This is a genomic window from Streptacidiphilus sp. EB103A (assembly GCF_041261405.1).
Lineage (GTDB): Bacteria > Actinomycetota > Actinomycetes > Streptomycetales > Streptomycetaceae > Streptacidiphilus.
In genome coordinates, this window is the sequence record NZ_JBGCAQ010000043.1 from 1 (window position 1) to 26,004 (window position 26,004).

General features: G+C 69.8%; 21 protein-coding genes and 1 pseudogene. 8 read left to right on the plus strand and 14 right to left on the minus strand.

Features of this window, described 5'->3' with window-relative positions; all coding sequences use genetic code 11:
• Positions 1-122 precede the first annotated feature (122 nt).
• From ABH941_RS40020 to ABH941_RS40030, 3 genes are all read right to left on the minus strand, one after another.
• Positions 123-1,025 carry a replication-relaxation family protein gene (locus ABH941_RS40020; RefSeq protein ID WP_370137650.1) on the minus strand — a complete coding sequence of 301 codons (903 nt, stop codon included), beginning with the start codon at positions 1,023-1,025 and terminating at the stop codon, positions 123-125.
• A complete protein-coding gene (locus ABH941_RS40025; RefSeq protein WP_370137653.1) occupies positions 1,022-3,691 on the minus strand; it encodes an ATP/GTP-binding protein in 2,670 nt (889 codons plus the stop codon). Before ABH941_RS40025 ends, ABH941_RS40020 begins: the two co-directional genes overlap by 4 nt.
• A gap of 558 nt (positions 3,692-4,249) precedes the next feature.
• Positions 4,250-4,837 (minus strand): TetR/AcrR family transcriptional regulator, encoded by a 588-nt coding sequence (locus ABH941_RS40030; RefSeq protein ID WP_370137657.1) that lies wholly within the window; start codon positions 4,835-4,837, stop codon positions 4,250-4,252.
• A 116-nt stretch (positions 4,838-4,953) separates the two neighbouring features.
• Between ABH941_RS40030 and ABH941_RS40035 the strand changes: the two genes are divergently transcribed.
• Positions 4,954-5,583 (plus strand): hypothetical protein, encoded by a 630-nt coding sequence (locus ABH941_RS40035; protein ID WP_370137661.1) that lies wholly within the window; start codon positions 4,954-4,956, stop codon positions 5,581-5,583.
• A 304-nt stretch (positions 5,584-5,887) separates the two neighbouring features.
• Here the strand turns inward: ABH941_RS40035 and ABH941_RS40040 are convergent, their stop codons facing one another.
• The 3 genes from ABH941_RS40040 to ABH941_RS40050 all read right to left on the minus strand — a co-directional run bounded on the left by ABH941_RS40040 (position 5,888) and on the right by ABH941_RS40050 (position 10,684).
• Positions 5,888-6,745: a hypothetical protein gene (locus ABH941_RS40040; protein WP_370137666.1), complete on the minus strand. Its 858-nt coding sequence runs from the start codon at positions 6,743-6,745 to the stop codon at positions 5,888-5,890.
• Positions 6,746-7,765: 1,020 nt separating this feature from the next.
• Complete coding sequence (locus ABH941_RS40045; protein ID WP_370137672.1) at positions 7,766-8,863, minus strand: phosphotransferase family protein; 1,098 nt, start codon at positions 8,861-8,863, stop codon at positions 7,766-7,768.
• A 264-nt stretch (positions 8,864-9,127) separates the two neighbouring features.
• A complete protein-coding gene (locus tag ABH941_RS40050; protein WP_370137681.1) occupies positions 9,128-10,684 on the minus strand; it encodes a nuclease-related domain-containing protein in 1,557 nt (518 codons plus the stop codon).
• Positions 10,685-10,985: 301 nt separating this feature from the next.
• On the opposite strand from ABH941_RS40050, the gene ABH941_RS40055 reads away from it, so the two are divergent.
• The 4 genes and pseudogenes from ABH941_RS40055 to ABH941_RS40070 all read left to right on the plus strand — a co-directional run bounded on the left by ABH941_RS40055 (position 10,986) and on the right by ABH941_RS40070 (position 15,178).
• Complete coding sequence (locus ABH941_RS40055; RefSeq protein ID WP_370137687.1) at positions 10,986-11,993, plus strand: hypothetical protein; 1,008 nt, start codon at positions 10,986-10,988, stop codon at positions 11,991-11,993.
• 657 nt (positions 11,994-12,650) lie between these two features.
• A pseudogene (locus ABH941_RS40060) lies at positions 12,651-12,878 on the plus strand (integrase core domain-containing protein); the annotation flags it as partial.
• Positions 12,879-13,152: 274 nt separating this feature from the next.
• Positions 13,153-14,124 (plus strand): terpene synthase family protein, encoded by a 972-nt coding sequence (locus tag ABH941_RS40065; protein WP_370137692.1) that lies wholly within the window; start codon positions 13,153-13,155, stop codon positions 14,122-14,124.
• Between the two features lie 10 nt (positions 14,125-14,134).
• Positions 14,135-15,178 carry a polyprenyl synthetase family protein gene (locus ABH941_RS40070; protein WP_370137722.1) on the plus strand — a complete coding sequence of 348 codons (1,044 nt, stop codon included), beginning with the start codon at positions 14,135-14,137 and terminating at the stop codon, positions 15,176-15,178.
• A gap of 28 nt (positions 15,179-15,206) precedes the next feature.
• Here ABH941_RS40070 and ABH941_RS40075 read toward each other — a convergent pair whose 3' ends face one another.
• From ABH941_RS40075 to ABH941_RS40090, 4 genes are all read right to left on the minus strand, one after another.
• The gene (locus ABH941_RS40075) at positions 15,207-15,830 is read right to left on the minus strand and encodes a hypothetical protein (protein ID WP_370137740.1); all 624 of its coding nucleotides are present in this window, start codon (positions 15,828-15,830) and stop codon (positions 15,207-15,209) included.
• Positions 15,831-15,902: 72 nt separating this feature from the next.
• A complete protein-coding gene (locus ABH941_RS40080) occupies positions 15,903-16,127 on the minus strand; it encodes a hypothetical protein (RefSeq protein WP_370137748.1) in 225 nt (74 codons plus the stop codon).
• A 282-nt stretch (positions 16,128-16,409) separates the two neighbouring features.
• Positions 16,410-17,561 carry an ISAs1 family transposase gene (locus tag ABH941_RS40085; protein ID WP_370137754.1) on the minus strand — a complete coding sequence of 384 codons (1,152 nt, stop codon included), beginning with the start codon at positions 17,559-17,561 and terminating at the stop codon, positions 16,410-16,412.
• Positions 17,562-17,780: 219 nt separating this feature from the next.
• Positions 17,781-18,353, minus strand: a complete 573-nt coding sequence (locus tag ABH941_RS40090) for a hypothetical protein (protein WP_370137758.1) — start codon at positions 18,351-18,353, stop codon at positions 17,781-17,783.
• A gap of 213 nt (positions 18,354-18,566) precedes the next feature.
• On the opposite strand from ABH941_RS40090, the gene ABH941_RS40095 reads away from it, so the two are divergent.
• The gene (locus ABH941_RS40095; RefSeq protein ID WP_370137771.1) at positions 18,567-20,072 is read left to right on the plus strand and encodes a hypothetical protein; all 1,506 of its coding nucleotides are present in this window, start codon (positions 18,567-18,569) and stop codon (positions 20,070-20,072) included.
• Positions 20,073-20,214: 142 nt separating this feature from the next.
• Positions 20,215-20,511 carry a helix-turn-helix domain-containing protein gene (locus ABH941_RS40100; RefSeq protein WP_370137801.1) on the plus strand — a complete coding sequence of 99 codons (297 nt, stop codon included), beginning with the start codon at positions 20,215-20,217 and terminating at the stop codon, positions 20,509-20,511.
• A 180-nt stretch (positions 20,512-20,691) separates the two neighbouring features.
• On the opposite strand, the gene ABH941_RS40105 is transcribed toward ABH941_RS40100, so the two are convergent.
• Positions 20,692-21,174, minus strand: a complete 483-nt coding sequence (locus ABH941_RS40105; RefSeq protein WP_370137821.1) for a hypothetical protein — start codon at positions 21,172-21,174, stop codon at positions 20,692-20,694.
• A gap of 817 nt (positions 21,175-21,991) precedes the next feature.
• On the opposite strand from ABH941_RS40105, the gene ABH941_RS40110 reads away from it, so the two are divergent.
• Entirely contained in the window at positions 21,992-22,138 is a 147-nt protein-coding gene (locus ABH941_RS40110) for a hypothetical protein (protein ID WP_370137841.1), read from the plus strand.
• 139 nt (positions 22,139-22,277) lie between these two features.
• Here the strand turns inward: ABH941_RS40110 and ABH941_RS40115 are convergent, their stop codons facing one another.
• The 3 genes from ABH941_RS40115 to ABH941_RS40125 form a co-directional block, all read right to left on the minus strand.
• Positions 22,278-23,213, minus strand: coding sequence for a hypothetical protein (locus ABH941_RS40115; protein WP_370137844.1), 936 nt, complete (start codon positions 23,211-23,213; stop codon positions 22,278-22,280).
• Positions 23,210-23,647: a hypothetical protein gene (locus tag ABH941_RS40120; protein WP_370137862.1), complete on the minus strand. Its 438-nt coding sequence runs from the start codon at positions 23,645-23,647 to the stop codon at positions 23,210-23,212. The genes ABH941_RS40115 and ABH941_RS40120 overlap by 4 nt, the downstream gene beginning before the upstream one ends.
• A gap of 1 nt (position 23,648) precedes the next feature.
• Positions 23,649-26,004: CHAT domain-containing protein (locus tag ABH941_RS40125; RefSeq protein ID WP_370137866.1), on the minus strand; the 2,356-nt coding region annotated here is incomplete at its 5' end.

Genomic DNA, 26,004 nt, shown 5'->3' on the forward strand with positions numbered 1-26,004 from the left:
CGCGCCGCCGCCCCGGGGGGGGGGCGCGGGGGGGGGGGGGGGGGGGGGCCCCGGGGGGGCCCGGGGGGGGGGGGGGGGGGGGGGGGGGGGGCCGCGGCCCCCCCCCCCCCCCCGCGGCCCGGTTACAGGTCCATCCATCCGCAGGGCTGGTTCCGGCCGTCCAGGGCGGTCCACACGGTTGCGCTGGGGCCGTGTTCCTCGAGGTCCTCCAGGCGGGCGACGCCGACGGGGACCTTGCGGACCAGGTTCGCGGCCAGCGGATGCGCGGACGCCATGGACTTGAGGTCTTCGATGCGGTTGCGCAGCCCGAGCCCGCCGATGTTCGTGATCACGAACAGCACCCGGGGGAACAGCGGGTAGCTCTTCTGCCACAGCGGCAGTGCGCTCTGCGTCTGGGCGGCGCTGCGCCGGCCAACGGGTAGCGGGGTGTACTCCAAGAACCGGCCGTAGCCGATCAGTTTCGTGGCCAGGCGCTCGCTGCTCGTAGTGGCGCGGTCGACTTCGACGAAGGCGCGGAACTGCGCGCGGCCCCCGGTGCCGGTGCTGGTGGCGGTGTAGTGCAGCAGGGCGTCGGCGATGACCGCGTCGTCGTGCTGGTCGGTGATTTTGTGGTAGCGCTCGGGAACCCAGTCCAGGACCCCGTACTCGTCGCCGCGTCGCCGGGCGTCGGTCAGGAAAGCGAGGTGGGTCCGTAGGACGGTCAGGGTGTGGGAGGTGCGCAGGCGGACCGCGACGGGGTCGGTGGCCACCGGTGGCGGGGTGGGCAGTTGGCGCAGTTCGGGCCAGTCCGCGGCCACGGTGCGGCCGTAGTCGGTGAGGAACCATACGTGCTGGCGTCCGGGCGGGGGCAGGGTGATGTAGTCGGCCAGGCCCTCTGTGCGCAGGGCGGTCAGCTTCTTGGAGGTCCACTGGGCCGACCTGGTGGGCGCCAGGAGGTGGTGCAGCTGGGTCTGGGTGGCCATGCGGTGCTGGTAGAGCACGGTGATCGCCTGCGCTGCGTAGGGGGTGGCGTCCGTCGTGGTCACTGGTGCCTCGATTCGGTGGCGCGGGTGCCGGCAGCGCGGCCGTCGGCGCCGGGGCGGGTGGAGGAAGAGCTGCGGGGGCCGGACGGTTTGGCCAGCGTCAGATGCGGTTCGTCCGGCGGTGGTCCGCCGTGCGTCAGGAACCGCAGCACGACCTCGTCCTGGCGCTCAGCGATGGCCAGACGCCGGGAGATGGGCAGGGCGCCCAGGGCCTTGAGGGAGCTGCGGGCCAGGTCGGCTGTCTTGTCCGGGGTGCGGAGTTTCCGGAAGACCTGTTTGACCTGGGGGCCCTCGATCCGCAGCGGGCCGATGCGCTCGCCGTCCACGGTGAGTGAGAGGTAGTGGTTGAACCGGGGGAGTTCGGCGACCAGTGCCGGGTCCACCGCTCCATGCCACTCGTCAGTGATGATCTTGATGGCGGCGGCGGATCCGGCTGTGCTGGACAGGATCGACGCGTTCTGGATCAGGCTGTCGCGGGTGGTCTGCTGGACGCGCTGGAGCAACTGGGTCATCGCGTGCAGCCGGATCCCGAACTTGCGCAGTTCCTCGGCGATGGCGGCGATGGTGGCCGAGGCGGCGCCGTCCAGGGTGATCAGCTCGTCCAGCCAGACGAAGAAGGGCTGGCGCCGCTTGGGCGCCAGGTCGCGCCGGGACAGGGCAGCCCGGTGCAGGTCCTGCATGATCAGCGAGACCAGGAGCCGGTCGGTGGGGCCAGTGCCGGCCGGGGACACCCAGACGACCCGGTGGGTGTCCATGGCCTTGCGGACGTCCCAGCCGCCGGTCGGCGTCCCCAGCAGGGCGTGAGCGACCCGGTCGGCAGCGAGCCGTTCCAGCGGGTTCAGCACGACCGCGAACGCGTCCTCGCCGTAGGTGGTGAACGTCGTCTCCCACCAGCGCGCGTCCTTGCCGGACAGGTGGCGTACGGCCGCCTCCCGGAAGGCGGGGTCCTGGAGCAGGGTGGGGATCTGGAAGACGGTGGCCTGCGACTGCGGCAGCCCGGCGGTGACCGCGGCGGCGTTGACGGCGACCAGGGCCTGGACGCACTTGGTGAGAATGGTCAGGGCACGGGGGGCGGCGACGTCGTTCCAGCCCATGACACTGGCGAAGGCGTTGACCGCGGCGGCCGCGATCTGCGCCGGGTCCTGACCCTTGTCCACCGCCAGGGGATTCCATCCGCCGACTCTGGCTGCGCCGTCGGGGTTGGTCAGGTCCAGCCGCCAGACCCGCGAGCGGATGCTGTCGTGGGCCAGGTAGGCCTCGGCCGCTTTCCACGAGTCGTTGTGCGGATCGATGAACATCAGGCCGTGACCGCCGAGGGCCACCGCGATCGCCTGCACCAGGGAGCGCTCGGTCTTGCCGTAATTGGCCTTGCCGACCGCCACCCCGAACAGGCTCTCGGACAGCGGGCTGGCGATGAGCCGACGGCTGCCGTCGGGCGCCGTGTGCCAGCCCTGGGGCATCAGCTCGCTGCTGCCCAACTCGTAGGTGGGCACCTCGCTGGCCAGCACCGGCATCCGGCAGTGGACGGTGGGCGGTTTCAACAGTCCGGTCAGCTCGCCGATCCCGACCCAGTTCTCCGCACGCGGCGCCACCAGGCCCCCGCTCCAGCGCCGGTCGAAGCTCCGGGCCCGCCAGGAGGTGTCCGCGTCGATGCGCCACGGACCCAGCCGCCACACGTCTGCGCCCAGGCGTGAGGTCCCGGCGAACACGTCCATGGCGGCCGTCAGCCGCTGCCTCTGCATCTCGGCCCGCCCTGCGGTCTCGGAGCAGCAGCGCACCAGCAGCTGGATGCGGACTACGCCGCGGTCACTGCCCAGCCGTCCCAGCGTCTGCTCGCGCGAGACCGGCCTCGGGCGGGCGGCCAGCGCCAAGCGGCGCGAACTACTGCGGCCCTGGCCGGAGTCCAGCAGCCTGCCCAGCTGGTGGAACCAGGACTCCTCCAGGTCGGCCGCGTCGATCGCGTGCATCCGCGACTCGCGCCGCGCGGCCGCGCGGGCCCGCTCCCGGGCCCTCGCCATCAGCTGCCAGCGCCGCATCCGCATGCGCCAGCGCGGTACCGGCTGCAGGTCCAGGACGATCTCGGCCAGGTCGCCAAGATCCGAGCGCAGGGCTGCGACCGCGTCCACGACCGGCTGCAGCGGATCGGGATCCAGAGGCACCTCGCGCAGCGCCGCCGCGGGGTTGCCGCGCACGGTGAACTCCGCGCGCGCTGTGTGCTGCCGGGCCTTGTCGCGCACCGGCGGCGCCTGGGCCACGGTCGCCTCGGCGAAGGGGGTGCCGGCCAGCAGCCGGGCGGTCGAGGCGGCGCCCTCCATGCTCCACTCCAGCGGGGAGGAGCCGTCGGCGCGCAGCCGCAGCCGCACCGACCTCGCCTTCATCGGCGCCCACCACGGACCCGCGTTCGAAGCCCGCAGCAGCAGTGCGGCCTGACGCCAGATCTGCTCCGGCGAGGGGTCGAACCGCCGGCTGGGCGTCAGCGTGAACCGCGTCCGCTCCCCGAAGGCCTTCACTGCCAGCCGGTCACGCACCGCGATGCCGACACCCGCCAGCACGGCGCTGCACAGGCAGACGGCCACCAGGTTCCGGCCCAGCCACAGCACCACCGTCCAGCCATCCGCCGCGGCCGACAGCGCCGTCTGCAGGACCACCAGACCCAGGCCGGCGCTCACCGGTACCACCGCCCGGCCGTCGACCGGTCCCGCGCGTGCACCGGTGCGGGCCACCACGGCCCTGGAGTTGAACGGCAGTCAGGTACGGCTTCCACGAGGAACCTCCACGATGATCGGTATCGACCTCCCGAGAGAACCCCGAGGCGATCACCAGCCGGGTCACCGAAACCACCCGGCGCAGATCACGAACCCGCATCAACGGCCCGTTCAGCGCCGGACACCGGTCACCGGTCAGTCACCTGTGACCTGTGACACCGAACCTGGACCGATTGACAGCGAGCGTGGATGGATGGCGGTTTGTGACAGCGAAGATGGACCGCCGCAGGCCAGCAGCCTGGTGAAGCGCTGATCCGTGGCAAGCCTGACGAATGGGCAGCGGATGCTGTCGGCCGGGCCCGACTGCCCCGTCTCAATGAGCACTTTCCATCTTGAATTCGCAGTTCATGGGGCTGGCGTGGGTCAATGGTGGGGCGCCCGCGCCGTCGGGGATCCGATCCTCCTGCGGTGATCGTCAGTTAGCGGGAGATCTCCGCGTTCGTCAGCGGCGGCACGGTGAGGTCAGAGGGCGAGGCCGTTCCAGACTGCGCGCACGCCGTCGAGGTAGATGCCCTCCCAGTCCGACGCGATGGACCAGCCGGGCAGCTCGGTGCGGTCTCGATGGGTCAGCTCGATGCTCACCATGCCGTGCATTGCCGTCCAGAGCAGGTACGCGCCGCGTTCGGGAGTCGCCTGTGCGTCGGCCTGGGCGACTGCGGCGGCCAGCACCCCGAAGGTGCTCTCCAGGGCTCGCGCCCGGAGGTCCGGGCCGGGGTCGAACTTGGGCACCGCCTGCTCGAACATGAACGCGTAGCGCGTGGGGCCTTGGAGCGCGAAGATACGGTAGGCCAGGGCCAGGGCGCGTACGTCCAAGAAGGCGTCCCCGGTGACGGGTATCGCGCCGAAGGCGTCCCGCAGCATGTCGAACGCTCGCTCGTAGAGCGCCTGCAGCATGCCCGTACGGCTGCCGAAGCGGCTGTAGACGCCCATTGTGGAAGAGCCGGCCTCCTCCGCGACCCGACGTACCGTCAGGCCGGCCGGGCCGTGTGCCGCAGCCACCCGCAGCGCAGCCTCGATGAACTGCCCGCGCAGGTCCTCGCCATCAGCCATCGCACGCGCCCCTCTCCAGATCTTTCCGAAGCATTACAGACCCGCCTCGCCGCAACGTCACGAGCCCTCCGGGACATACGTTATTACAAGTGTTATCGCCTACTGCCGGAGGAACCATGCCCACGCACACCCTCTACCGACTCGCCGGCTGGGCGGGGGCGATCTCCGCCGCCATCCTGATTCTCAACAGTGCCCGGCGCGGCGCGCTCATCCCAGACGACCTGGCCTTCACCCACGCACTCGCACCGCTGGCCGAGGCGTTCGGGCTGCTGCTGATCACCGGCCTGTACCTCGCCGACCGGCGGCGGTCCGGCACCCTGGGCGTGGTCGGCTACACGCTCAACTTCCTCGGTATGGCCGGGCTCCTCGGTGTGGAGTACATCCTCAACCTGGTCTTCCCCGAGCTGACCAAGGCACAGATCGCCACCCTTCTCGGCGGCCTGACCGGCGCCATGTTCAAGGCCTCATCGATCGTCTTCCTGCTCGGTGCCGTCATCCTCGGCGCAGCGATGTGGCAGGCCGGCCAGGCACCCCGCGTCGCCGTCGCGGCCTACGTGCTCGGCGCCACCCCCGTCGCGCTGCGCGGCGTGCTCCCGGCCGCCACGTTCCCGCCCGGCCTGCTGGTGATGGCCGTCGGGGTCGCCTGCCTGGGCATCACCCTCATCAGGCGCGCACCGCGTCTCGCGCTGCAGGACGCCGCGGGCAGGCCCTCGGCCGGGGCCGCGCGCAACGTACGCCCAGCCTGAGCCGGGACGCACGCCTGGCCCAGCCGGAAGCCGGGCCGGGCGTGCGCACAACGGCTGGGCGCTCGCAGCCGTATCGAGGCCGGTGGGCGGGCCGTCCAGCACGGCTGGCTGCCCCCTATTCGTAGCCCGTTTGGACCGGCCCGCTACCTCGCGCTCGAGCTGAGGCCCCGCACCTCGACGTACGCCCCAATTGCTGACGGCTTCCGGCCCCCTGGCCTGCGGCGGTCCATCTTCGCTGTCACAAACCCGCCATCCGTCCAAGTTCGCTGTCAATCGGTCCAGGTTCGGTATCACAGGTCATCAGTCACCAGCCCGAACCGTGAGGCGCCTGCAGAGCGCGCAGACGGCACTCACTCGACACCGTGGCCGGCGCGGCGCTGCCCGCCACCAGCCGCATGCATGCCACCAAGGGCAGGCCGGTGCGCAGCGCGACCTGGTCGGACGCGGACAGCCACACCGCATAGGCGTTGCGAACAGCGGCCCGCGCTCCGGGATGGTCGACGCCGTAATGCCAGGCCCGGCGACCGGCGACATGCACATACAGGCGCACGCACCGGCCCTGGTCTCCCACCAGGTACGCGACATGCGCCAGCAGCTCCATCGCGTCCAGCACCTGCGGATGATCCGGACCGCACCGCACCGTGGTCTCGTCGACCAACGCACTGGCCAGGAACACCGCATCCACCAGACGCCCCTGCTCACAGGCCGCGACCAGCCGGGCCGCTGCACCGGGGAAGTCCAGCACGGCGTCGAATCCGTGCCGCACCTGCGACCCGTGCGGGTACTGCGGCCGTGCGGCACCCGCAGCTGTACTACTCAGACCCGGCTGCGCGCCGCCGCGCGGATGCCGATGCCACCGCTCCGGCGCCCTCCGGAACCACCCGGACACCGCCGCGAGGCGACGCCGGACCGGACCGCTGCGTGCCACGCGCAGGAGCGGCCCGGCCGGCCACAGCACCAGGGCCAGGACCAGTACCGTCGCCGTCCAAGCGGCTCGGGCCACCGGGCGGGCGTCATCCTCAAGGTGTTCGGGCCGCATCCGCTCCGGCAACTCGGTGCCGGCCAGCGCGAGGTAGCCCAGACCGACGACGGCATACACCACGGTGGCCACCAGAACCGGGGGCAACGGGCCCGGAAGACCAGGCAGGAACGGAACGGACATCAGGAACCTCCGGGACAAGGGACGGGTACCGTCCAGGCAAGCCCCGCCCCGTCACCGCTCCAGCCACCATTGCGGGGCCGCCCGGTCACGAGAACGCCTCAAAGCCCTGGTGACCGCACTGGTTACCGAGTCACCACCGGGACGCCAGCCCCTCGACCGGCACGCTGACCGCGGTCTACCGAAGCCGGGGCAGTGCCGCGTGACCCAGTTCGCCGAAGTCCCCTACCTGCTCCGCCTGGCCGAGAGTTTTCCCGGCGATCCTCAGGTCGACGACCGAGGACCGCTGTATGCCGTGGTCGCCCGTCACGAGGCCGCCGCGACGGGCCAGGACGTCTACAGCAGTAACTGCTCAAGGCCGCGACCCTGCTGGACACCCTGGCCAGACTGCCCAGCCTGGAGCACAGCAACCGCGCCTTCGCGTGGGCCGCCGCCGTTGGCTTCCTCGCCATCAACGACCACACGCTGGACTACAAACCTGCCGACGCCGTCACCCCGGTCAGGGACGTCTCCGCCGGTCTGCTCGGGGTCCAGCAGATCGCCTCGATCCTCCGGTCATGGAAAGCCGACCACTGATCGCCGTTGATGGTGTTCGGGGTGCCGCACCGTCGTCCGCGGGCATAAACGCGGTGCGGGTGCCGGGCGTCGCCGAGCGTCATCGGGACTCCCCGAAGCTCAGCGCAGCGCCGCCGCAAGCTCCGACGTACGCCCAGACCCGCCACTCCTCACCCGTACAAGTACAGGAGAGGGGCTCACAGAGGGGGTTGTCAGGATTCTTCGGTGGCGGTTACCAGCACTCCCACCTGCGGTTTTGTGTCGACACCGGCAGGAGTCGGCGTTCCCAGTCACCACCCCGGCCACTACCCATGCCACTACCTGGAATACAACCGCAGTCGCTACCCCAGAGCGTGCCTCTACCGGCCGGTGGCCCGACGCGGCGGGCTGCATGTAGCGCTGCGGTGAGACACGTGCTGCTGCAGCAGCAAGGCAGTGGCGTGCAGCCGACGGGCCAACCGATCAGCGTCACAAGCCCCGGACCGAGATCATCTCGTCCACGGCCTGCTGGACCGTGGGCAGGAAGGCCGTGATGGTCTCGCTGTCGGGTTCCTCGCCGAGCAGGTCAAGAGCGGTCGCGCGGGTGAGGACGATGTCGGCCTGGTGGACCAGCCCGGCGGCCCACACGTCCAATTCCACTTCGGAGTCCTCGCCGTAGCTGATGTAGAGGACTGGGTGCTCAGCGGAGGAGTCCAGCAGGGTGCGCAGGTGCGTGGCGGTGACCTGCGGGGCGGGCCTGTCGATGGTCGGTCCCATGGGGTGGCGCTCCTCCGGTTGATAGTTGAGCAGCTTATGGCTCCGGGGCGGGAGATCGTCGTAGTCAGCGCAGGGCTGCCGCGAGACGTGGTGGTTGGCCGCGGTGTGGGCGTGCTCGCGCTCCGACCAGCGGATGCGCTCGGTGATCTGGTGGTCGTCGGTGACGCGGGGCCTGGGGCGGTCCAGGTGGCTGCTCCAGCACCGGGCGTTATGGGCCTGGCGTTCGAGCATGGCGTCGGGGAGGTGGGTGCGGGAGGCGGCGTCCAGCCCGTAGGCGTCCGTGAGGACGCGTACCTGCGCGGCCTGGACGGCGGTGGGCGGTGTCGTGGGCTTGGAGGACACGCAGAAGGTCCACGCCATGTAGGCGATGTCGGTGACCGGGTCGCCCGGGGCGGCGGTGTCGAAGTCGATGAGGGCGACGGGCACTGCGTCGCCCTCGCTGGAGAAGACGATGTTGTTCGGTCCCGGGTCGCCGTGGCAGACCACGGGATGGTCACCGGCGAGCAGGCTGCCGCGGGTGGCGTCGTGCAGGCCACGCAGCAGCGCCCCGGCAGCGGCCACCTGGCAGTCGGCCCACGTTCGGAATCGTGGCGGCACCCAGCCGGGCAGGTAGGTCAGGACGTCGCGGCCGGCCCGGTCGGTGCCGAGGTGGCGCGGGGCTCCGGTGAACCCCTGCTCCTGGAGGTGACCGAGCAATTGCGCGACGAACGACGGCGCCGCGGTGACCGCACGGCGCACCGTGTCGCCGACCCTGACCACACCGGGCGTGATGCGCCCGCCCGTCAACGGCACCTCGGTCTCCACAGCCATGGCTCCATGCTGCACGGTCCCGCTCCCCGCCACGACGCACCGGGCCGACGCTAAAACCTGACGTTACATCAGACGCGTGTCGCACGCCTGACCTGCACCGAGTCCCGGTGCACCGGCTCCGGGAGCCGCGTCACACTGCCGCGTTACACCCCTCGGCCTCATTCCCAGCTCGGTCAACCGGCCGTCGGCGGAGCGGCCAGGGCCGGGCTCGCGGCAGGCGTGTAGGAGCCAGCAGGGTGAGTGATCGTGCCGGTGCGACAAGCCTCACGCGGACGGCTTTGGCGTGGGGGACTGGTGTGCGGCCGCCACTGTGCCGTTGCGGCCCCAGGGGTAGTGACGCCACCCAGCAGCAAGGACGCTGTTTTCGCGGCGTTGGTGACCGCCGAGGGCTGCCTTGAGGGAGTAGGTGGACTGGTCGGCGGCGGCCTGACGGTCCAGGAGCAACTTCGGCACAGAGGTGTCCGAGACCGTCACCAGCAATTCCAGCTCGTAGCTGCTGGCGGTGAGGACCGGGAGAGAGGTGGTCGGGAGAGCGGACTTGAGGAACGGTGAGTTCACCAGGTGGAACGGCTCCAGGGTGACGGCCATCCCGATCAAGGGGCGGTCGGTCGGGATATGGGCGAAATCCGCGCGGTACGTGCGCACCGCTGTTGCTGACTTCTCCAACTGCTCGTGCGCGTGGCCGAGCTTTGCGGTCAGCTCCGCGAGCCCTTGGGCCTGGCCAAGACGCAGCGCCTCGGTCGGCATAGCCGACTTCACCTCGACGAGCAGGACGAGGTCGTCGAACACGACGAACCAGTCGATGCTGTCGGCCGTGTCCTTGCCGTCCTTGTACCGGACCTCGGGGAAGACCTCGGCGTCCGGAAGTAGCCTGAGTTGCCGCCCGACGTACTGCTCGAACAGGTAACCGACCTCGATTGGGAAGTGCTTTCCGAGTCCGGCCAAGCCGCTGAAGTACACGCCCGCCGGGCTCGCCTTGTGCCACATGAGCTGCGGACTGGGGATGAGCAGGGCCCCCGGCAGGACATCACGAAAGACCGGGCATTCACGGACCGGGTTGTAGGTGAAGCGCCGCGCTTGTGACTGCGTGCGGGTCTGTGCGGATGCTCGGCTCCTGGCCGCCTCCTCGAGATCCTTGAATCCCGCCTGGTCCACGGCCAGGTGGTCCTCTATGACCTTTGTGATTGTGGTCTTGTCGAGGTGCTGGGAGATTTCGGCGGCCTCCGGCGAGTCGAACCAGGACTGAGGCAGCTGCCCCTGTCCGGCGACTGCCGCACCCCACAAGAGCTGTACCGTGCCGACGTACTCCGGGAGCGAGCAGCCGAAGAGCTTCTCCTCCCACCCCGGGACGAGGCACCTTACGGTCTTGTCCGCCGGCACGGCGGTCTCGCGGAACAGCGCGGCCGTGCGGGCGAGGGCGTGGAACTCAGGAGTCTGCCATGCGAGCTGTGCCCCAGTGATCCGCAGCAAGAAGCCCTCAAGCGCGTTCTCGCCGGAGGTCACGAGCTGTGCGGGGTCGGCCAAGGCGGAGTACGCGGCCAGGATCTCCAGGAGATCCCGGTCGGTGGCAGGCGTTCGGTTGTGCTCCGTCCCGCGGCCGAAGGCGACGCGAGCGACATCGGCGAGTGCCCAAGGCGTGAACTGGCGGTACGGGCTCTTCATCCAGTGGTCGGGGTCCGCCACGGACGCGTACTGCGCGGCAGCAGCGGCGACAAGGGGGAGTAGGGAGCTCGGTTGGTGCCGGCGAATTCGCTGAATGTACTCATAGTCGCTGACGGGGCGGTCGTACACGTTGGGGGCCACTAGGAGATGCTGTCCCATCGGGTATGACGCCAGCAAATCCCTTCGTGGATGGCCCGCTGCCCGGCTGTCCCCGTCCCGCGCCGTCCTCGATCCCGCACGCTCGGCGACGGAAACCGTCCTTCTCCAGAGTCCGCGTGTCTCATGAGACAGGGGGCCAGCTCCAGCTCTCGTGGACTGGTCTGGGACTCACGTGTGCTGACTGTGCGACCGATCTCGAAAAGATGGATAGTAACCGTCCGTCCGTCTGGAGTAACCTGCTGTGGCCGCCGCGGAGTGATCAGCCTCCGGCCGGATTCCGATGGACACCAAGGGACACCACATGAGCAAGCCCAGCCTGTTCCCCTCGCTCGCGAGTTGGATGGGCACCACCCCCGCGACCCATCCGCTGCGGGAGCAGTTCGATGCCGCGGACGAGAGCGATCACCCCACCAGCTTTCGCCGGACCGTCCTGCAGGCGTTCGACGACATCATCGCGACGCTTGAGAAGGCCGAGCCGCTGCGGCTCAGCCAGCCGAAGGGCGACTTCCTCAAGGCCAAGACGGACGACGATCTTCTGATCGTCCGCGCTGAGCTTGTGGCGGCCGCGAAGCTCGCCTCCGCCGGCGTCGGCTTCGACTTCGGTGCCCGCAAGGGAAGTCCCGAGCCGGACCTGATCCTGCGCGAGGCGAACCTGGCCCTTGAAGTGAAGGCCCGCCGTCCCAACGGCCTGAGGGACCTGGTGAGCGAACTGAAGGCGGCCCTCGATGAGATTGAGGTCGGAGTGACCGTCCACCTCGCCTGCAGCGAGATGCCCCTTGTGATCAAGAAGGACGCCCGCGAGGCGATCATCAAGGAGACTCTCGACCGAGTGTGGGCCGGCGCCTGGGGGACCAGGGTTACTCAGCTGGATCAGCCGTGGGCCGCCACTCCTCGACTGGATCTCGCCGTCCGGCTGTTCGAACAGTCCATCCCCCTGGCGCCTGGATCGCATGTCGTCGTGGAGAACGGGTTCGAGCTGTCCGGTCATCTTCAGGACGTCGAGTCCGTGGTGCTGGCGGTGTTGGACGACGAGCAGAAGATCAAGCAGGCGGAGGCCAGGCCGACGATCCTGCTCATCGATGCCGCTCGGACTGGCAACGCGTGGATGAGATCGGGGCATATCTGGGCGCGTCGTCTGGCCGACCGGCTGCCGGACAGCACCCCCTTCGTCGGCGTCGGGGTGATGATCCCGACCCTGGACAAGGCGGACGTGCCGATCTCCCTCGCCCTGCGGGGGAACGCCGCGCCGGAGGCCTTGGAGGCCGCCAAGAAGCTGGCGGTCGACCTCGGCCTGGACCTGGCCGAGTAAGAGGTTGGAGAGAGGCGGGCCCAGACCCCTCGGGACACCGAGGCGAGTGCGCCCGCGGCTGCAGACTCCGCTCGGGCTGCCGCCCAGCTCTCGGGATATCAACTCCTCCGCGGGCGGAGCGGGAGGACAGCACTGGAACCCCGCGATGCCCGCTCGCGCAAGGCGGCGTTCTCCGAGGTGAGGGCGATGATGACGGTCGCCGCTGCGTCCACCTGCTGCACCACGGCTCCTCCCACCCTTGGCCGCCACTCCCGACGGCGACACATCCCGTGGGCACCCAGACCGGCACACAAGCCACACCAGCGAAGTCACTCGAATGAGACACCTTTAGACGTCTGGAGAACCATCAGATATCGACCCGAGTCGGTCGTCGGTGCGCGGCTTGTGATCAGTACCGGGCAGCAGATTTCCTGCCGGGCTGGGGGTGTGGATGCTCGGATGAGCAGGGCTGCGCCCGCAGGTATATTCGGCTCCCTGAACGGCTCCACACGCCCGGCGACGATGACGACGCCGGGGATCAGGACTACCGCACGACCGTGACGCACACCGGTTCGGAGGTCGTCATCACGATGGTGCCGACCGGTGGCTGAGGCTCGCACAAGCGGCGGCGGCAACTACTCCCAGCGCATGGCCAGTTCGGTGAGCCGGGCCGCCCGCTCCGGGAACGCCCTGGCCGAGTCCACGATCGGCCTGTTCAAGACCGAGCTGATCCACCGTCATGGACCCTGGAGGACCTTCACCGAGGTCGAGTTCGCCACCGCGGAATGGCTCGACTGGTACAACCACCGACGACTCCATGGCGCCCTGGACCACACCTCGCCAGCCGAACACGAAACCGCCTACTATCACCAACACACCGACGCCGAGGAAACCCTGAGCGCGTAACTTGCCGCTCTACATCGAACCCGGTGCGGTTCATCCCGACGATTCGGATCTGGCACGCCCCTGGTCGTCCCCGGCAGCTTGTCGCTTCGCGGATGTGCCGCCGGGCCGAATGGGGGCCCAGTCACTCGACTACGCTGGAGGTCTGCGTCCATGCGCCGGGCGCAGAGACTGTTCGCATGCGGTTTCTGCGGGGACAGTCGAATGGGAACCTTCCATCGCGGCTGGTCTGCGATCGGCCGATCCGCTGATATGGCGTATCCGTGAGGGGTGGGACGTGCCCGCACTCGAAGACTTCTACCTTCCGTTCCCCAGCGGCATCAACCAGCATGTGGCCAGCACGCATGCCCACACGCTGGCATGGGAGCGATCCATGGGCCTGGCCTCCAGCGAGGGGCTCGTGAGCCAGTACGCCAGGAGGAGGGGCGCGGCGCTGTGCGGGCGGATGCTGCCACGGGTGGGTCTCGCGGAGCTGAATCTCCTCTCGGACATCAACGACCTCGGATTCCTGATCGATGACTACTTCGGAGTCCCGCCGGGAAACCGTCCGGACGTGGCCCGTGACATGGTCGCAGAGTTGACGGAGAGGATGTTCCGCGCTGCCACGGCGGTTGCGCCCCCGCGGCCCAGCGTGTTCGGCCGTGCGTTCGCTCAGGTGTGGGAGCGTTCGACGGCCGGGATGTCTGCGCAGTGGTGCGCGCGCTGGGCAGGCCATTGGAAGGACTTCTTCGACGGCTGTCTCACCGAGGTCGAGTTCCGCAGCCGCGGCGAGGTCCCGGCGCTCGATGCCTACACCATCCTGCGCCGCAAGACGTGCGCCATGATCATCATCCCGGATCTCGCGGAGAGGTTCGGAGGTTTCGAAATATCCGACCACCTGTACTGCACGCCGGAACTGCAGGCGATGTTCGAGATCGAGCTCGATGTATGCGCCCATATCAACGACATCCTCTCCGCGGCGAGAGAGGAGGCCGCCGGTCACATGTTCAATCTGGTGCTCCTGCGGGAGCACCATCTCGGGGAGACGCGCGAGGAATCGGTCCAGCATGTACACGCGCTCATCCGCCGGTGCGTGGAGAGGTTTCTCGGACTGAAGGATGAGATTCGGCTGACCGGGCCGTATCTGACCCTTCGAGCCGTCGACCGCGCAAATCTGGAGAGCATCGTTGCAACGCTCCAGGACGTCATGCGCGGCCTGCTGGACTGGACGTTCCTGGACACCGGACGCTACCTGGGCGACGAGCAGTGAGGGCAAAGCCATGCGCGCACAAGACCCGTCGGCGGATCAGGCCCAGCAGTTGCATGCGGGACTGCGCGAAGCACAGTCCCGCATCGAACCGGCCCTGAAGGCCGCGGTGGGCCGCCTCGGAAGGCCCACGCGCGGGATCGCCGAGTACTACTTCGGCTGGACCGACCAGCACGGAACCCCGGGGGGAGCGGCCAGCGCCCGACGACGGCTGGGCGTCCTGGCACTCCTGGCCGCCGACGTGGCAGGAGGCAGCACGGAGCACTCGATGCCGGCCGCCGTCGCCTGCGAGCTGGCATTCAGCTCGGTCATCATCCACGACGACATCATCGACGAGGATCCGACCCGCCGCGGTCGGCCGTCTGTCTGGTCGCTCTTCGGGCGACCAGCCGCGATCCTGACCGGGAACGCGCTCACCGGCCTGGCCTTCGACGCCCTGGCCGACAACCAGGAGCACGGTATCGAAGCGGTGCGCCGACTGGCCAGGGCAGTCAACGAACTCAACGACGGACAACTGCTCGACATCGACTTCGAGCAGCGGGACGACGTCACCCTCGATGAATGCTTCGCCATGTACGCGGGCAAGGCCTCCGCTTTTGCGGAATGCGCGTGCACTCTCGGCGGCCTGCTCGCCCATGCCGATGCCCGCCACATCGACGCCCTGGCCGTGTTCGGGCACCACACCGGCCTCAGCTGGCAACTGCACAACGACTCCCTGGCCATTTGGGGAGACCCGGCACTGACCGGAAAGCAGGCCCTGTCCGACCTGAAGTCCCGCAAGAAGACGTTTCCCGTGATCGCGGCGCTAGCCTCGACCAGCACCGACCGGGACAGACTGGCCGAGCTCTACCTTCGCGGACAGACCCCCCTCAGCAACGACGACGCACAACTCGCCGCAGACCTCATCGAACGCTGCGGCGCCCGCCAGCAAACCGACCTGGAGACCGAACACCACCTCAGTGCAGCCCTGCACGCCCTGGGCGCCCTGATACCGGACAGCCAGCCCAGGACCACCCTGGAGGCACTCGCCCGACTCCACACCCAGAGCCACCGATGAGCGGACCTGGCCGTGCGAGCCGTCGCTCTCAGTTCGACGTCCTCGGCACGACCCCGGACTCGCCTTTCGGGTCCTCCGCCGCGGAGACGTGCCAGTCGGTGAGGAAAGAGATGATTTTCAGGGGGAACCTTTTCGAAGCCCCGGGGCCCAGGTCGCCCAGGTCGCACACGGTCACCTCCTGGGAGGACACACACTGGGGGTCGTCGGTGTGCTTGTTGACGTCGTCGGGGAAGTCTTGCGCCTTCTTTTTCGCGGCGGCCACGGTCTTCGCGTCCCGTGGGTTCGCCGTCAGATCCACGGCGTACGCCTCGATCGCCTGCGCGGCGGGGGTGTCCGCGCCCAGGCGGGTTCCGATGCTCAGGACGGTGTTGTGCGCGGTCCCGGTGCCGCTGTTGCCGACGATGAGGTCGGTGGTGCTGCCGCCGGAAGGCGCCACCACGGCGGTCACCCTGACGCCGGAGGCGTCGGCGGCGTGGGTGAAGTCGAGCGTGTAGGTGGTGGTGCCGTCGGCCCAGATGTTCACGTTCTCGTGGTTGCCCCGCACGTGCATGTTGACCGTGAACGAGTACGTGCCGGGGCCTGCGTAGGTGGGGTCGGCTCCGCCGCCCAGTTCCTTGCCGCCCTTCGAGACATCGCCGGACTGCGAGGACATGTTGCAGCTGGGGAAGTCATGCCAAAGAGGATCGAACGTATTGGAGGTCGCACAGGTCTGGCTGAGGTCGTACTAGACCGTGCGGCCGTCGGTGCTGGCACACAGGGTGACCTCGACCCGCATCTGCTTGCCGTCGGCGTCGCTGCTGATCTGGTTGGGGCCGGTACAGACCCGCTCCACCTGCGGGGCCGCGGGCGCGGCGCCCGGTGCGGCTGCTGCTGCGGATCCGGCGATACCCGCTGCGGTCAGGCCGATGGTCCCTGCGAGTAGGAGGATCCGGTACTTCGGCAACGACATGGACGGCCCTTCCCAGGAACAGTGCACGAACGCCCACTGTGGCAGCGGTTTGGCGAAGTCGCGGTACGACACACTCACGCTCTTCCATCCGATTTAGGAGAGAATGCACCCATATTGAGGACGCCTGACAGCCTCAAAAGGCCCGCGCTCGGTCGCCACCACCACCCCACCGTGCGTCAAAAATCATCGATACGAATTCCACCCCACTCGGCATCGCTTTTCTCTGTCTTGCGTCGGTTGCCAGGGCCGTTGCAAAGTCCTGTGATCTTGTAGCCGTGCTGGTCAGATGATGCCCAGCAGGTCGAGCGGGCGGGTGAAGGGCTCGTAGGAGGAGTGCCGGATGCCGGCGGCGATGTTGCGGTGCCCTGCGGCGCGGAGGGTGTTGATCGCCAGGTTGCGCAGGGTCGCCATGTTGTCGGGGCCGTGTCCGGTGCGGATCTTTGAGGCGTCCTCGGCGAAGGTGGTGTCACGGACGAAGTGGAGCCGGTTCTCGATGGTCCACTGTGACCTGGCGAGTTGGCCCAGGCGCTGGGGCGACGCTTGATGCGAGGTCAGGTCCGTGATCGCGTAGACCGTTTGGCGGCTGACCGTGCTGGTCTTGAGGTCGGTGCGGTGGCGCAGGATGCGTACGGCCTGGGCGGCGTGGGGGAAGTCCAGGCCGAGATCGGTGACGGTGAGGGCCCTGGTCACTCGGGTCTCCCTGCGGCCGTGGCCGGTCTCGCGGTCGTAGCGGCGCGCGGTGACGTCCTTCCACGGAAGCGACCGCAGTCGGTGGTGCAGCCTGGGCTGGTTGGCCTTGTGGACCAGCAGGTAGTGGGCCTTCTTCTCCTCCACCAGGAAGCGCACGTGGGCGCGCTGGGTGTGCAGGGCGTCGGCCGTGACAGTGACCCCGGTCAGGTCGAAGGGTGCCAGCAGCGCGGCGAAGCAGGTGATTTCGTTGGTCTTGTCGGGAACTCGCAGCTGGGTGACGGTGCGGCCGTCGCCGGTCATCGCGGCCAGCAGGTGGACGGCGGGCAACTCACCGTGCCGGGACCCTCTGGCGGCCTTGCCGTCGACGGCCACCGAGTGCGAGCCTGCAGGATCAGCGCCGGTCAGGTCCGCCAGGCCGCCGGGGCAGACCAGACCGACAAGCCGCCGGATCGTGGCGGCACTCGGTGCGACTCGCACGCCCAACGCCCCCACGACCCGGGCACCAAGGCGGGCCAGGGCGTGCTGCGGAGCGTTCGCGGCCCACTGGCCGATGGCCGCGTACGAGCGCGCGCCGGCGACAACCGCCGAGGCGGCAACCAGCAGCACCGCCACGAACGGATGACGCACACCGCGCCGCCGACGCGGATCGGGCAGCACCCGCAACCGCTCCACCAGCGGCAATCCCGCCACGCCCTCCAGATCGGGCGACTTGGTCAAGCAGACGGTGGCAGACTGGCGGCACATCGAAGCTCCGGTGGTTCAGGGCGACTTGGGAAGGTCACCCCGTTCAACCGGAGCTTCGTTGCGTTCGTGACGGCCCGGCCCGACCCCCCCCTTGGACCGCCGCGACCTGCGGACTCACGTGATCACCGGGACTTTGAACCGCCCCCGCTCGGCTGACAATTGGCGAGAGCCGGGATGCATCCGAGCGATCGGCTCCGCGGTCAGTCCGTGACCGCCCGGTCAGGCTTCGGTGGGTCGCGCGTCACTCGGCGTCGGGCCCGGCGAGGCGTGGACGGCTTCACGCTCGGTGGCGGCCTGGTGGAGGAGGGTCACCTGGTAGCCGCCGACCCGCTCGGGTTCCTTACCGGTGAACCGGGCGAGCACGGTGCCGTCGGGTGTGGTGAGAGTGCGACTCGTGCCCGATGGGCGGTACTCGCTTCCCGACTCCCAGCCCTCGCTGGTGATGGTGACGTCCGACCAACGGATGGGGCGCATGGTGTGGCCACTGCCGATCACGAGGCCGTCTTCGAAGCAGTAGAGGCGCTCCAGGCGGCCTCCTCGGCGTCGCTGGAAGCGGGGCCAGAAGGCGGGGCCGGCCATGCCCAATCCCATGAACAGCCCACAGGTGAGGAGTACCCCGTCGGGCCAGAGCGGGGCACCGAGGACCAGCTCGTAGCTGGAGGCCCCGAGGAACAACAGGCCCATCGCCATGAAGAACCCGTCGCCGACGGTGGACTCCGGGACCGCGAAGCTCCGGTAACGACCCAGGCCGCCGGCGGCTCCCACCGCCAGCGCCGCCTCGTGTTCGCTCACGCGCCCCTCCCCGCCTCCACGGCCCGCCCCCGTCGTGCGGGGTCCCGCCCTTTCCTGGGGAGACGATGGGGAACGCGTGGGGGTTCCGCGACCAACGCGGCACGCCCCGCCGCGGAGGTGGATGCCTCCACCGCCATGCGTCCAGGCACTGGCCCGGTGGCGCGCAGCAGGCCCTACGCTACGGGACAGCGGCAGGACGCGACCGGGGGCGACGTGAGTACGCAGAAGGGCATGGCCGAGTGGGGCTATGAGCTGTTCATGGAGCGGTGGCGTGAGCGGCGCTGTGGCCTTGCCCGGGAGAGTGATGCCGGAAAGGGCGTCCTCCCGGGCGGGTTCGAACCGTGTTTGGTGACCCTGTTCCGGTTGCTGGCGTCACGGGATGTGGATGGTGCCCGCGAGCCCGTTCCGTTGTGGCATCTGAGGGCACTCGCCCGGACCGGTCACCTCGCGCGTGCGGCCGAGCTGGCGTTCACGATCAGCGACGAGCCCAAGCAGGGCGAAGCGCTGCTGGCGCTGGTGGAGGAGGCGGCCGGCGCGGGAGACCTGCTCGGGGCCCAGGCGCTGGTCGACTCGATCCGTGTGAGGGACTGCCACGATCGTGCCCTGGTCGCGCTGGTGCCGGCGTGGGCCAGGGCCGGTGAACTCGACCGGGCCCTCGCGCTGGCGGAGCGGGTCCGCTATCCGCACAACTGGAGCATCACCTGGGCCCTCCTGGCGAAAGCGCTGGCGGACACCGGGGACTTCCGCGGCGCACTCGACTTCGCCGACCGCGCCGCGGGTAGTGCGTCCTCACGGGTGCTCACCCTCCTTCTCGACGTGGCCACCGCGGCCGGCGACCACGTCCGGGCCGGTGACCTCGTCGACCGTCTGGAGGACCTCGCCCGGTTCCACGGACCCGGCGGTGGGGGGCACGACCGGGGCGGGCCGCGGCCGCTGACGGCGATCCTGGTCCCCGAGGTCGGCCTCGGCGACCTGGATCGGCTCGACGCCCTCCTGCGCCGTCCGGGCACATCGCCCCTCTACCCCGCAGTCATGGTCGACGTGCTGGAGGCGGCTGCCGAGACCGCCGAAGCGGACGTGGTCCTCGCGCTGGTGGAGCGGACGCAGACACTGCTCGACGCCTGCAGCCCCACCTCCTGGCACGCCGACGACCTGCGGACGGCGGCGGCGCTGATGCTGGCCCGGCACGGTCACGTCGAGTGGGCCATGGCCTTCGCCGACGCGATGAACGCCCCCCACCGCCGTGCGGGTTGGCAGGCGGAGATCGTCGGGGAACTGGCCCGCGGCGGGGACACGGGCCGGGCCGAGACGCTCGCCCACGCGATCACTGACCGACGGGCACGAGCCAGAGCACTGATCGCCGTGGTCGAGGAGTTGGCCCGGCGCGGGGAGACGGACCGAGCCCAGGCGCTCACCCGGGCGATCCCCGACCTCTGGGCGCGGGGGCACGCACTGGTCCCCGTGGTCGAGGAGTTGGCACGGCGCGGGGAAACGGAGCGGGCCGAGGCGCTCGCCGACACGATCGCCTTCCGCGAGACACGGGACCGCGCGCTGTTCGTCGTCGCGGGGCTGGCCGCGCCGTCCGACGCCCGCAGGCTCGCCGCACGACTCGCCGCGCTCGGCGGCTGGTACGGGATCACTGGTCTCCTGGAACAGTTGGCACCCCAAGGGGTAACGGCGGTCACCGATGCCTTGACCGCGTGCCCCGTGACGGAGTAACGGTGGGCCCCCGGGACCGGTGACCCTGGGCCGCGGCAGGAGAGCGCCTCGCACGCTCCTGGGCATCGCCTGACCAGCGCAATTACAAGATCACCGGACTTTGCAACACCCCTGCTCCCCCTGCTAGTTCGGAGAAGCCCGCGTGCGCTCCCCCCGGGAGTGCTCCAACGATCCGGAAGCCTGGCCCGAGCGGGCCGGCACCGAGCCCGGGGCGGAGGCGGTGCGGCAGATCTCCGCCACCCTGAAAGCCGCCCTGGCCGAGCGGGGGTGGAGCCTGCGGCGGGTCGCCGCAGCCTCGGGGGTCAACCGGCAGGCCGTCGCCAACCTGCTGGCCGGCGACTCGTGGCCGGACATCGCCACCGTCGCCCGCCTGGCCGCCGCGCTGGACGCGGACCTGTGGCCGACCGCGACCGGGACCGACCGGTCGGTGGGGCATTGAGCCTCGATTCCGCCCTGAATCGGATCGGTGTCCGACCGGGCATGACGAACTCGCGGCACTGCCCCTGCAAGCCGGCGCGGTCGCCCTAAGCTCGAAGACGCGTAAGCCGCTTCGCGGTAGCTGGCGCACCTCCGGCGCCGTCGAGCTGAACCCTCGACGGCGCCCCCCGACCCCACTGCCTCATCCGGTCCCGGGCGCCTCCCCGACAACACGTGGGGCAGGGGCGATCCGGAAGTAGCCCGGCTTCCTCTCGACGACCTTGCCCCCCTGCTTGACCAGGCGCTTGAGCCGCGAACGCGTCGTCTCCACCCGTGTTGGCAGCGAGGCGTCCTCGCCGATCGCCGCCGCGATCTCACGCGTGCGCATCACCCGCCCCGACGTCGCCAGCACCGCCACGATCCGCTCCATCCCCACCGCCCACTCCACCCGCCCCGGCCCAGGCAGAGCCGATCGGGCGGCGGTGGTGGGTGCCGCGGCCGGGGGACGGTCGGCGAACAGGGGCTCCAGCGCAGCCAGTTTCGCCTCCAACTGCGCGAACTGGTCCACCGGAACCTGCTCCGCCGTCCCGGAACCCCCCGCGGCAGCGGGTGCCGCAGAGGTGGGACCGGAGTGCTCGTGGTCCTCGCCGAGCAGTTGCCGCGCGGTCTCCCGGGTGATGGTCACCGGGCCAGACGCTCCTCACCGGCCGCCATCTTCTCCCGCAGCGCGTCCAACTCCCCGCGCACGATGACCTCTTCCTCGTCCAACCGCTGGAACAACGACGCCATCACCCGCTCCTGCCCGCCACCGCCGCCAAGCCCGGCCGCCAAGCGAGCCAGAACCTCTGGCAACCGTAGGGCCAAGCCCCAAACGCCCGGTGGGTGTGACCGCCACTGCCTCAAACGGGACAACTCCAGCCCGAATCAGTACTCCTGCTTGACCCTCGACGGACGAATCAAGGCACCATACGCGAGCGACCGACGTTCGCAGCACACAGGACCGAAGGGGGCGGCAGTGACGGTGACGCCATCCGGATCCACACCGGATTCCGGGCCAACGAGTCAGACAGAGACAGCCCCACCCCCAGAACAAGCAGGCGCGGGAAGGACCCGGAGCGCCTTCAAGGAGATCATTCTCGACCTTGTCGGTGAAGGCGCTGTCCAGACCATCAGCTGCCTGCTTCTCGCCGGTGCCGGATTCGGCGTCTTCTGGAGCTGGCAGCACAGTCCCGTACTCGCCGTCGGCGCCCTCGTCCTGCTGGTCGCCGGCACCGTTGTCGGGGTCACGGTCTGGAGACACCGCGGACCGCTCCGGGCACGAAACCTGGGCACAACACTACTGACGCTGCTTCTCCTGCTGGCCCTGTGGTTCCTCCTCTACGGAAGCAACTGCGGATGCCTCTGAACCTTCCTGCCGGTTAGCCACACCCAGCCGATCTCCGACCCCGGCCGGGAAACGATCTCCCCGCCGACGGGAAGCGATCTACAACCGGCTCCCCCACGTGCAGAACAGGCATACTCGTCAACACCCCAAGAAACAGGTCACCCTGCTCGCCGCCCAGCAGGCGATCGCCACCGACTGGCAGAGCGCCGAGCAACACCTGGGCCTCAAGCCGAATCCGGGCGACGCATCCGGGTCGGCCGACTGACAACGAGCAGTACCCTTCTTCGGCCAGATGATCGAAGCCGCGGTCCGCCCGCCTGATACTGCGGGTGCGACGGGCCGGTCGGTAAGGTGAACCGCTCTTCGACGCGCGCTGAAGGAATACGCCGGGTGGCGGGCGGAGATCATCGGCCGGCACTCGCGCCGCCGGTGATCGGTCCGCCACCGGTGCCGCGCAGGACCAGCTCGGTCAAGTCACGGCCCGCTGCTGGCTCCTCCTCTCGGCTAGCGGGCAGCGGCACGCCGAGCGCGCGGTACAGGTCCAGTCGGTGCAGGTCGTAGACGGCCTCGACCAAGTCGGCGAAAACCACGGCCCGGGCGGGGATCCAACTGGTCCAGGCGGCAACTCCCACCACGATGGCCGGAAGCGGCGCCAACAAGGTGATCGGGGTCGCGGCCACCAGGAAGAGAACCGCCCACAGGCAAGCGGCGACCGCGTTGTCCAGGGCGAGCCGTGCGGCTGCCAGGTCCTGGCGCTGGGCGTCCGGCAGCACGGCCCACAAGTGCGGCCAGAGAGTGACGACTCCCACGCCGTAGCGGTCGGTCGGACGGGTTTCCGCGGCCCGGAGGATGTTTCCGACCTTGGTCGGCATGCAGTCCAGTTCCCGGTCGGGGAAGTGCCGCAGCCGTGCCTCCAGCCGGTTGAACTCGTCGAGCTCGTGGCGGGTCGGAGTGCCGTTCTGGACCGTGGGGACCAACTGCTGCCACCGGGTGTCGTCCGACTCGTGCCGATCCCCGACCCGGGCGAGCCGCCAGTCGCGTACTCGGCGCAGCCACGCTGGCCAGTAGCCCTCGAACAGGCGTAGCGCGGGTGCCGTGAGGCGCTGTACGACCACGCCAGAGGCCGCGACCGTGAGCAGGACGACAACGAGGATCAGGACCTGCGTGGCCGGGCCGTGCTGCTTCATCATCCGGTCCACCGCGTCGGAGGTCGAGCCCCATCCGTGTGAGACCACCCACGCGAGGACCACCCCGACCCAGAACACCATGGCCGAGGACGACACCGACGCCCAGCGATCGGCCAGCTTCCCGGCTGTCTGGCCCCAGAATGCGTTGATCATGGGGTCCCCGAGGAGGGCATCAGCGGCTCAGGCACCAGTTCGACGCCATGTTCGGGGCAGTGGGGAACGGCCTGCCCGGCGCTGCGGCGGTACCACACGCGGTCTGCGCCTACGGGGCAGATGTAGCGCTTCGCCGCCACCGGCGGCTGGGTGCCGGGCAGCGGCTGGTATGCCTTGACGCTCCGTGCCACGTCCGGCGGGCGCAGCTCGGGATCGGCCACCAGCTCTGCAGCCCAGTTGAGCAACTTCGCTTCTGAGCTCAGCAGTTCGGACAGATGCCGTGCTGCTTCGGACGGTTCAAGAGCGAGGGACTCGCCGATCCTGGCGTCGATCTCGTCGGCGCGGCCAGGAACCAGATCGGGGAGATAGCTGCGGATCGCGCGCGCTGCCTCGAACAATGCTTCCTCTTCCATGTGCTTCTCGCTCCAATTCACGCTAAACCCCGACGTAGAGGAATCCGGCCCATGAGTCCATCGCCTGGAAGGGCCGCCCCCGCGACCACAGTTGCAGGGTCAACGGCCCGCAGCCCTCCGGCGGCTGTACGACCTCGGGTACCAGTTCGGCAAGTTCGGCGTTGGATGACCTGCGCAGGAGCTGCTGGCTGCGGCGCAGCGCCTCGGCGGGGGTCCCATCCTGCGCGGACCAGGTCCGGTAGAACAGCCCCATGAGGGCGGCGGTGGCTGTGACGGGAACGGGCCACAGGGAGGCGATGCAGGAGCGCACGCCTGCTGCCAGCAGACCGCTGGGCAGGCTCACCGCCTCATCGGGCAACCGGGTACCAAGCACCGCCGTCTCGCAGGCGGACAGCACCACCAGGTCGGCATGGAGCTGTTCGCCGAGCAACCGTCGGACGGTCAGGTCCTGGTCGGCCAGGTGCAGCGCGCTCTCCAGCGGCTGGTCGGGACGTCCCGAGCCGTGGCAGTTCAGATGCACCACCCCGGGGCTGCGCAACGCGCCCAGCGCGTCCTCAACACGCGCGAGGGGAGTGGCCCCGCCCACCACGTGGACGGCGGCGCGAACCGCCGCTACCTCAAGCCGATCTTGGTCAAGGCCTGGCCCGCTCAAGAGCTGGACGGTCTCCGGCGGCCGCGGCTCGCCGCGCCCGTCCACCGGGCCCGATCCGCGGGCGATGGCCCGTGCGCTGGGTGCGAACCGCAGGCCCAGCAGGTCATCGGCATACCGGCGGCCGCCGGGTGACGCGTCGTCGACGGTCCAGGCCGCGTGCAGCGGCAGCAGGGCCACCAGGCCGCCCGCGACGACGGTGATCGGGACGCCGGGATCGAGATGTTCCAACGATGGTGCGACCACCGCGTCCCACAGCCATCGGCTCGCCTGCTCCAGGGCCCGCGTCCATGGCCGCCCGTCGGCCGCCTTGTGCTGAAGCGCCTCAAGGTAGTGCGAGACCACCTCGCGCACGGCGTCCTCGGTGAGCTCCGGGAGCTCCCAGCCGCTGACCCGCCCATGCGCCACCATCAGCGCCGCGCCGCCCAGCGTCGCGGGTAGAACGTAGAGCAGCTGCCTCCCCCGGGCGCTCGCGGCGATGTCGGCCAGACGCGGCGGCGCGAGGAAGTCCTCGAAGCCGGGCACGGACCGGATCTCGTCCCGCAGACTGCGCAGATTGCCCCGCCGCTCGTCCTGCGGGGCTGGGCCGCGTCCGGTTCGCCGAGCTGCGCCGTCGTCCTGGGACGCGGGCTCGTGAGCCCTGGCCGCGTGCAGGCGCCTCCGCAGGTCGGAGCGGCCGGCGGTATCGAGCCGGGCCAGCTCCAGGCGGGTCAGTCCGAGCGCCTCGGACAGCAGTTGGGTGCGGCCTCGCTCGGCGAGGATGGCGGCGGCCTCGACGTTCTTGTCGCGTAACGCCGCCAGGGCCGCGCGGGCGGACAACCCCCTGCCATCGCGCAGCCACGACTCCTTGTGATGCCGGGTCTGCTGGGTGACCAGCAGGTCGTCCACTGCGTCCAGGGCGCGCTCGAACCAGGTGACGGCCCCGGCCCAGTCCTGACGCTCCTCTGCCCACTCTCCGCAGTTGACCGCCAGTTGGAGGACCGTCTCCGGACCGACTACGGCACCGGGAGCGCGTACCGCCTCGTACGCGGCCCGGGCGCGCTCCTGCAGTCGTCGGCCCGCCCCCGGCCGGGTGGACCTCTCGGCGAGGACGTTGCCGAGGTTGATCTGCGCCCGCGCCCATTCGAGGGACTGAGGTTTGGCGCGGTTGACCGCTTCGGACAGCACCCCACTGGCGCGGTCGGTCGCTGCGGGGTCGTCATGCGCGAAACCGAGAGTTGAAAGCGTGGCACCGAGGTTGTTCAAGTACCCCGCCCGGTCTGGAGAGTCCCGGGGCGCGGCGGCCAGGGCTTCGTCCTGTGCCGTGACCGCGTCACGCAGATCCTCTGGGTTCCGCTCCAGGTCATAGCGGGTGCGCAGGGTGTTGGCCCAACTGCTCAGCAGCGCCGGCCGGGAGGGGGAGTCACTGGCACAGGCATCGAGCGCCCGGGAGTGCGCGTCGAGGGCTGCAGCCAAGTCGTCGGCATCCTCCAGACGGAGGAAGCGGGTCCTGCGAGCGAGGGCGACATGGTGCACGTGGTCGGAGAGATCGCGGCTCGCGGGATCGGCGCGCTCCGCCTCCTCGGCTAGGTCGACAGCCTCCTCCAGGTCGTCCAGTGAACCAGTCCGCTCGGACCGTTCCAGCAGCGTGCCACTGAGAGCGTGGTGGTGAACTGTGCTGTAGCTCGATGAGGTGCAGTTTTCCGGTTGAGTGGGTGTGGTTGTGGCTGGGTCGGGGCAGTCAGCGGAC

Coding starts and splice junctions, on each gene's coding strand:
- ABH941_RS40030 (WP_370137657.1), bottom strand. CDS start 4,837: ATGGCTGATGGCGAGGACCTGCGCGGGCAGTTCATCGAGGCTGCGCTG.
- ABH941_RS40035 (WP_370137661.1), top strand. CDS start 4,954: ATGCCCACGCACACCCTCTACCGACTCGCCGGCTGGGCGGGGGCGATC.
- ABH941_RS40040 (WP_370137666.1), bottom strand. CDS start 6,745: ATGTCCGTTCCGTTCCTGCCTGGTCTTCCGGGCCCGTTGCCCCCGGTT.
- ABH941_RS40045 (WP_370137672.1), bottom strand. CDS start 8,863: ATGGCTGTGGAGACCGAGGTGCCGTTGACGGGCGGGCGCATCACGCCC.
- ABH941_RS40050 (WP_370137681.1), bottom strand. CDS start 10,684: ATGGGACAGCATCTCCTAGTGGCCCCCAACGTGTACGACCGCCCCGTC.
- ABH941_RS40055 (WP_370137687.1), top strand. CDS start 10,986: ATGAGCAAGCCCAGCCTGTTCCCCTCGCTCGCGAGTTGGATGGGCACC.
- ABH941_RS40070 (WP_370137722.1), top strand. CDS start 14,135: ATGCGCGCACAAGACCCGTCGGCGGATCAGGCCCAGCAGTTGCATGCG.
- ABH941_RS40075 (WP_370137740.1), bottom strand. CDS start 15,830: ATGTCCTCGCAGTCCGGCGATGTCTCGAAGGGCGGCAAGGAACTGGGC.
- ABH941_RS40080 (WP_370137748.1), bottom strand. CDS start 16,127: ATGTCGTTGCCGAAGTACCGGATCCTCCTACTCGCAGGGACCATCGGC.
- ABH941_RS40085 (WP_370137754.1), bottom strand. CDS start 17,561: ATGTGCCGCCAGTCTGCCACCGTCTGCTTGACCAAGTCGCCCGATCTG.
- ABH941_RS40115 (WP_370137844.1), bottom strand. CDS start 23,213: ATGATCAACGCATTCTGGGGCCAGACAGCCGGGAAGCTGGCCGATCGC.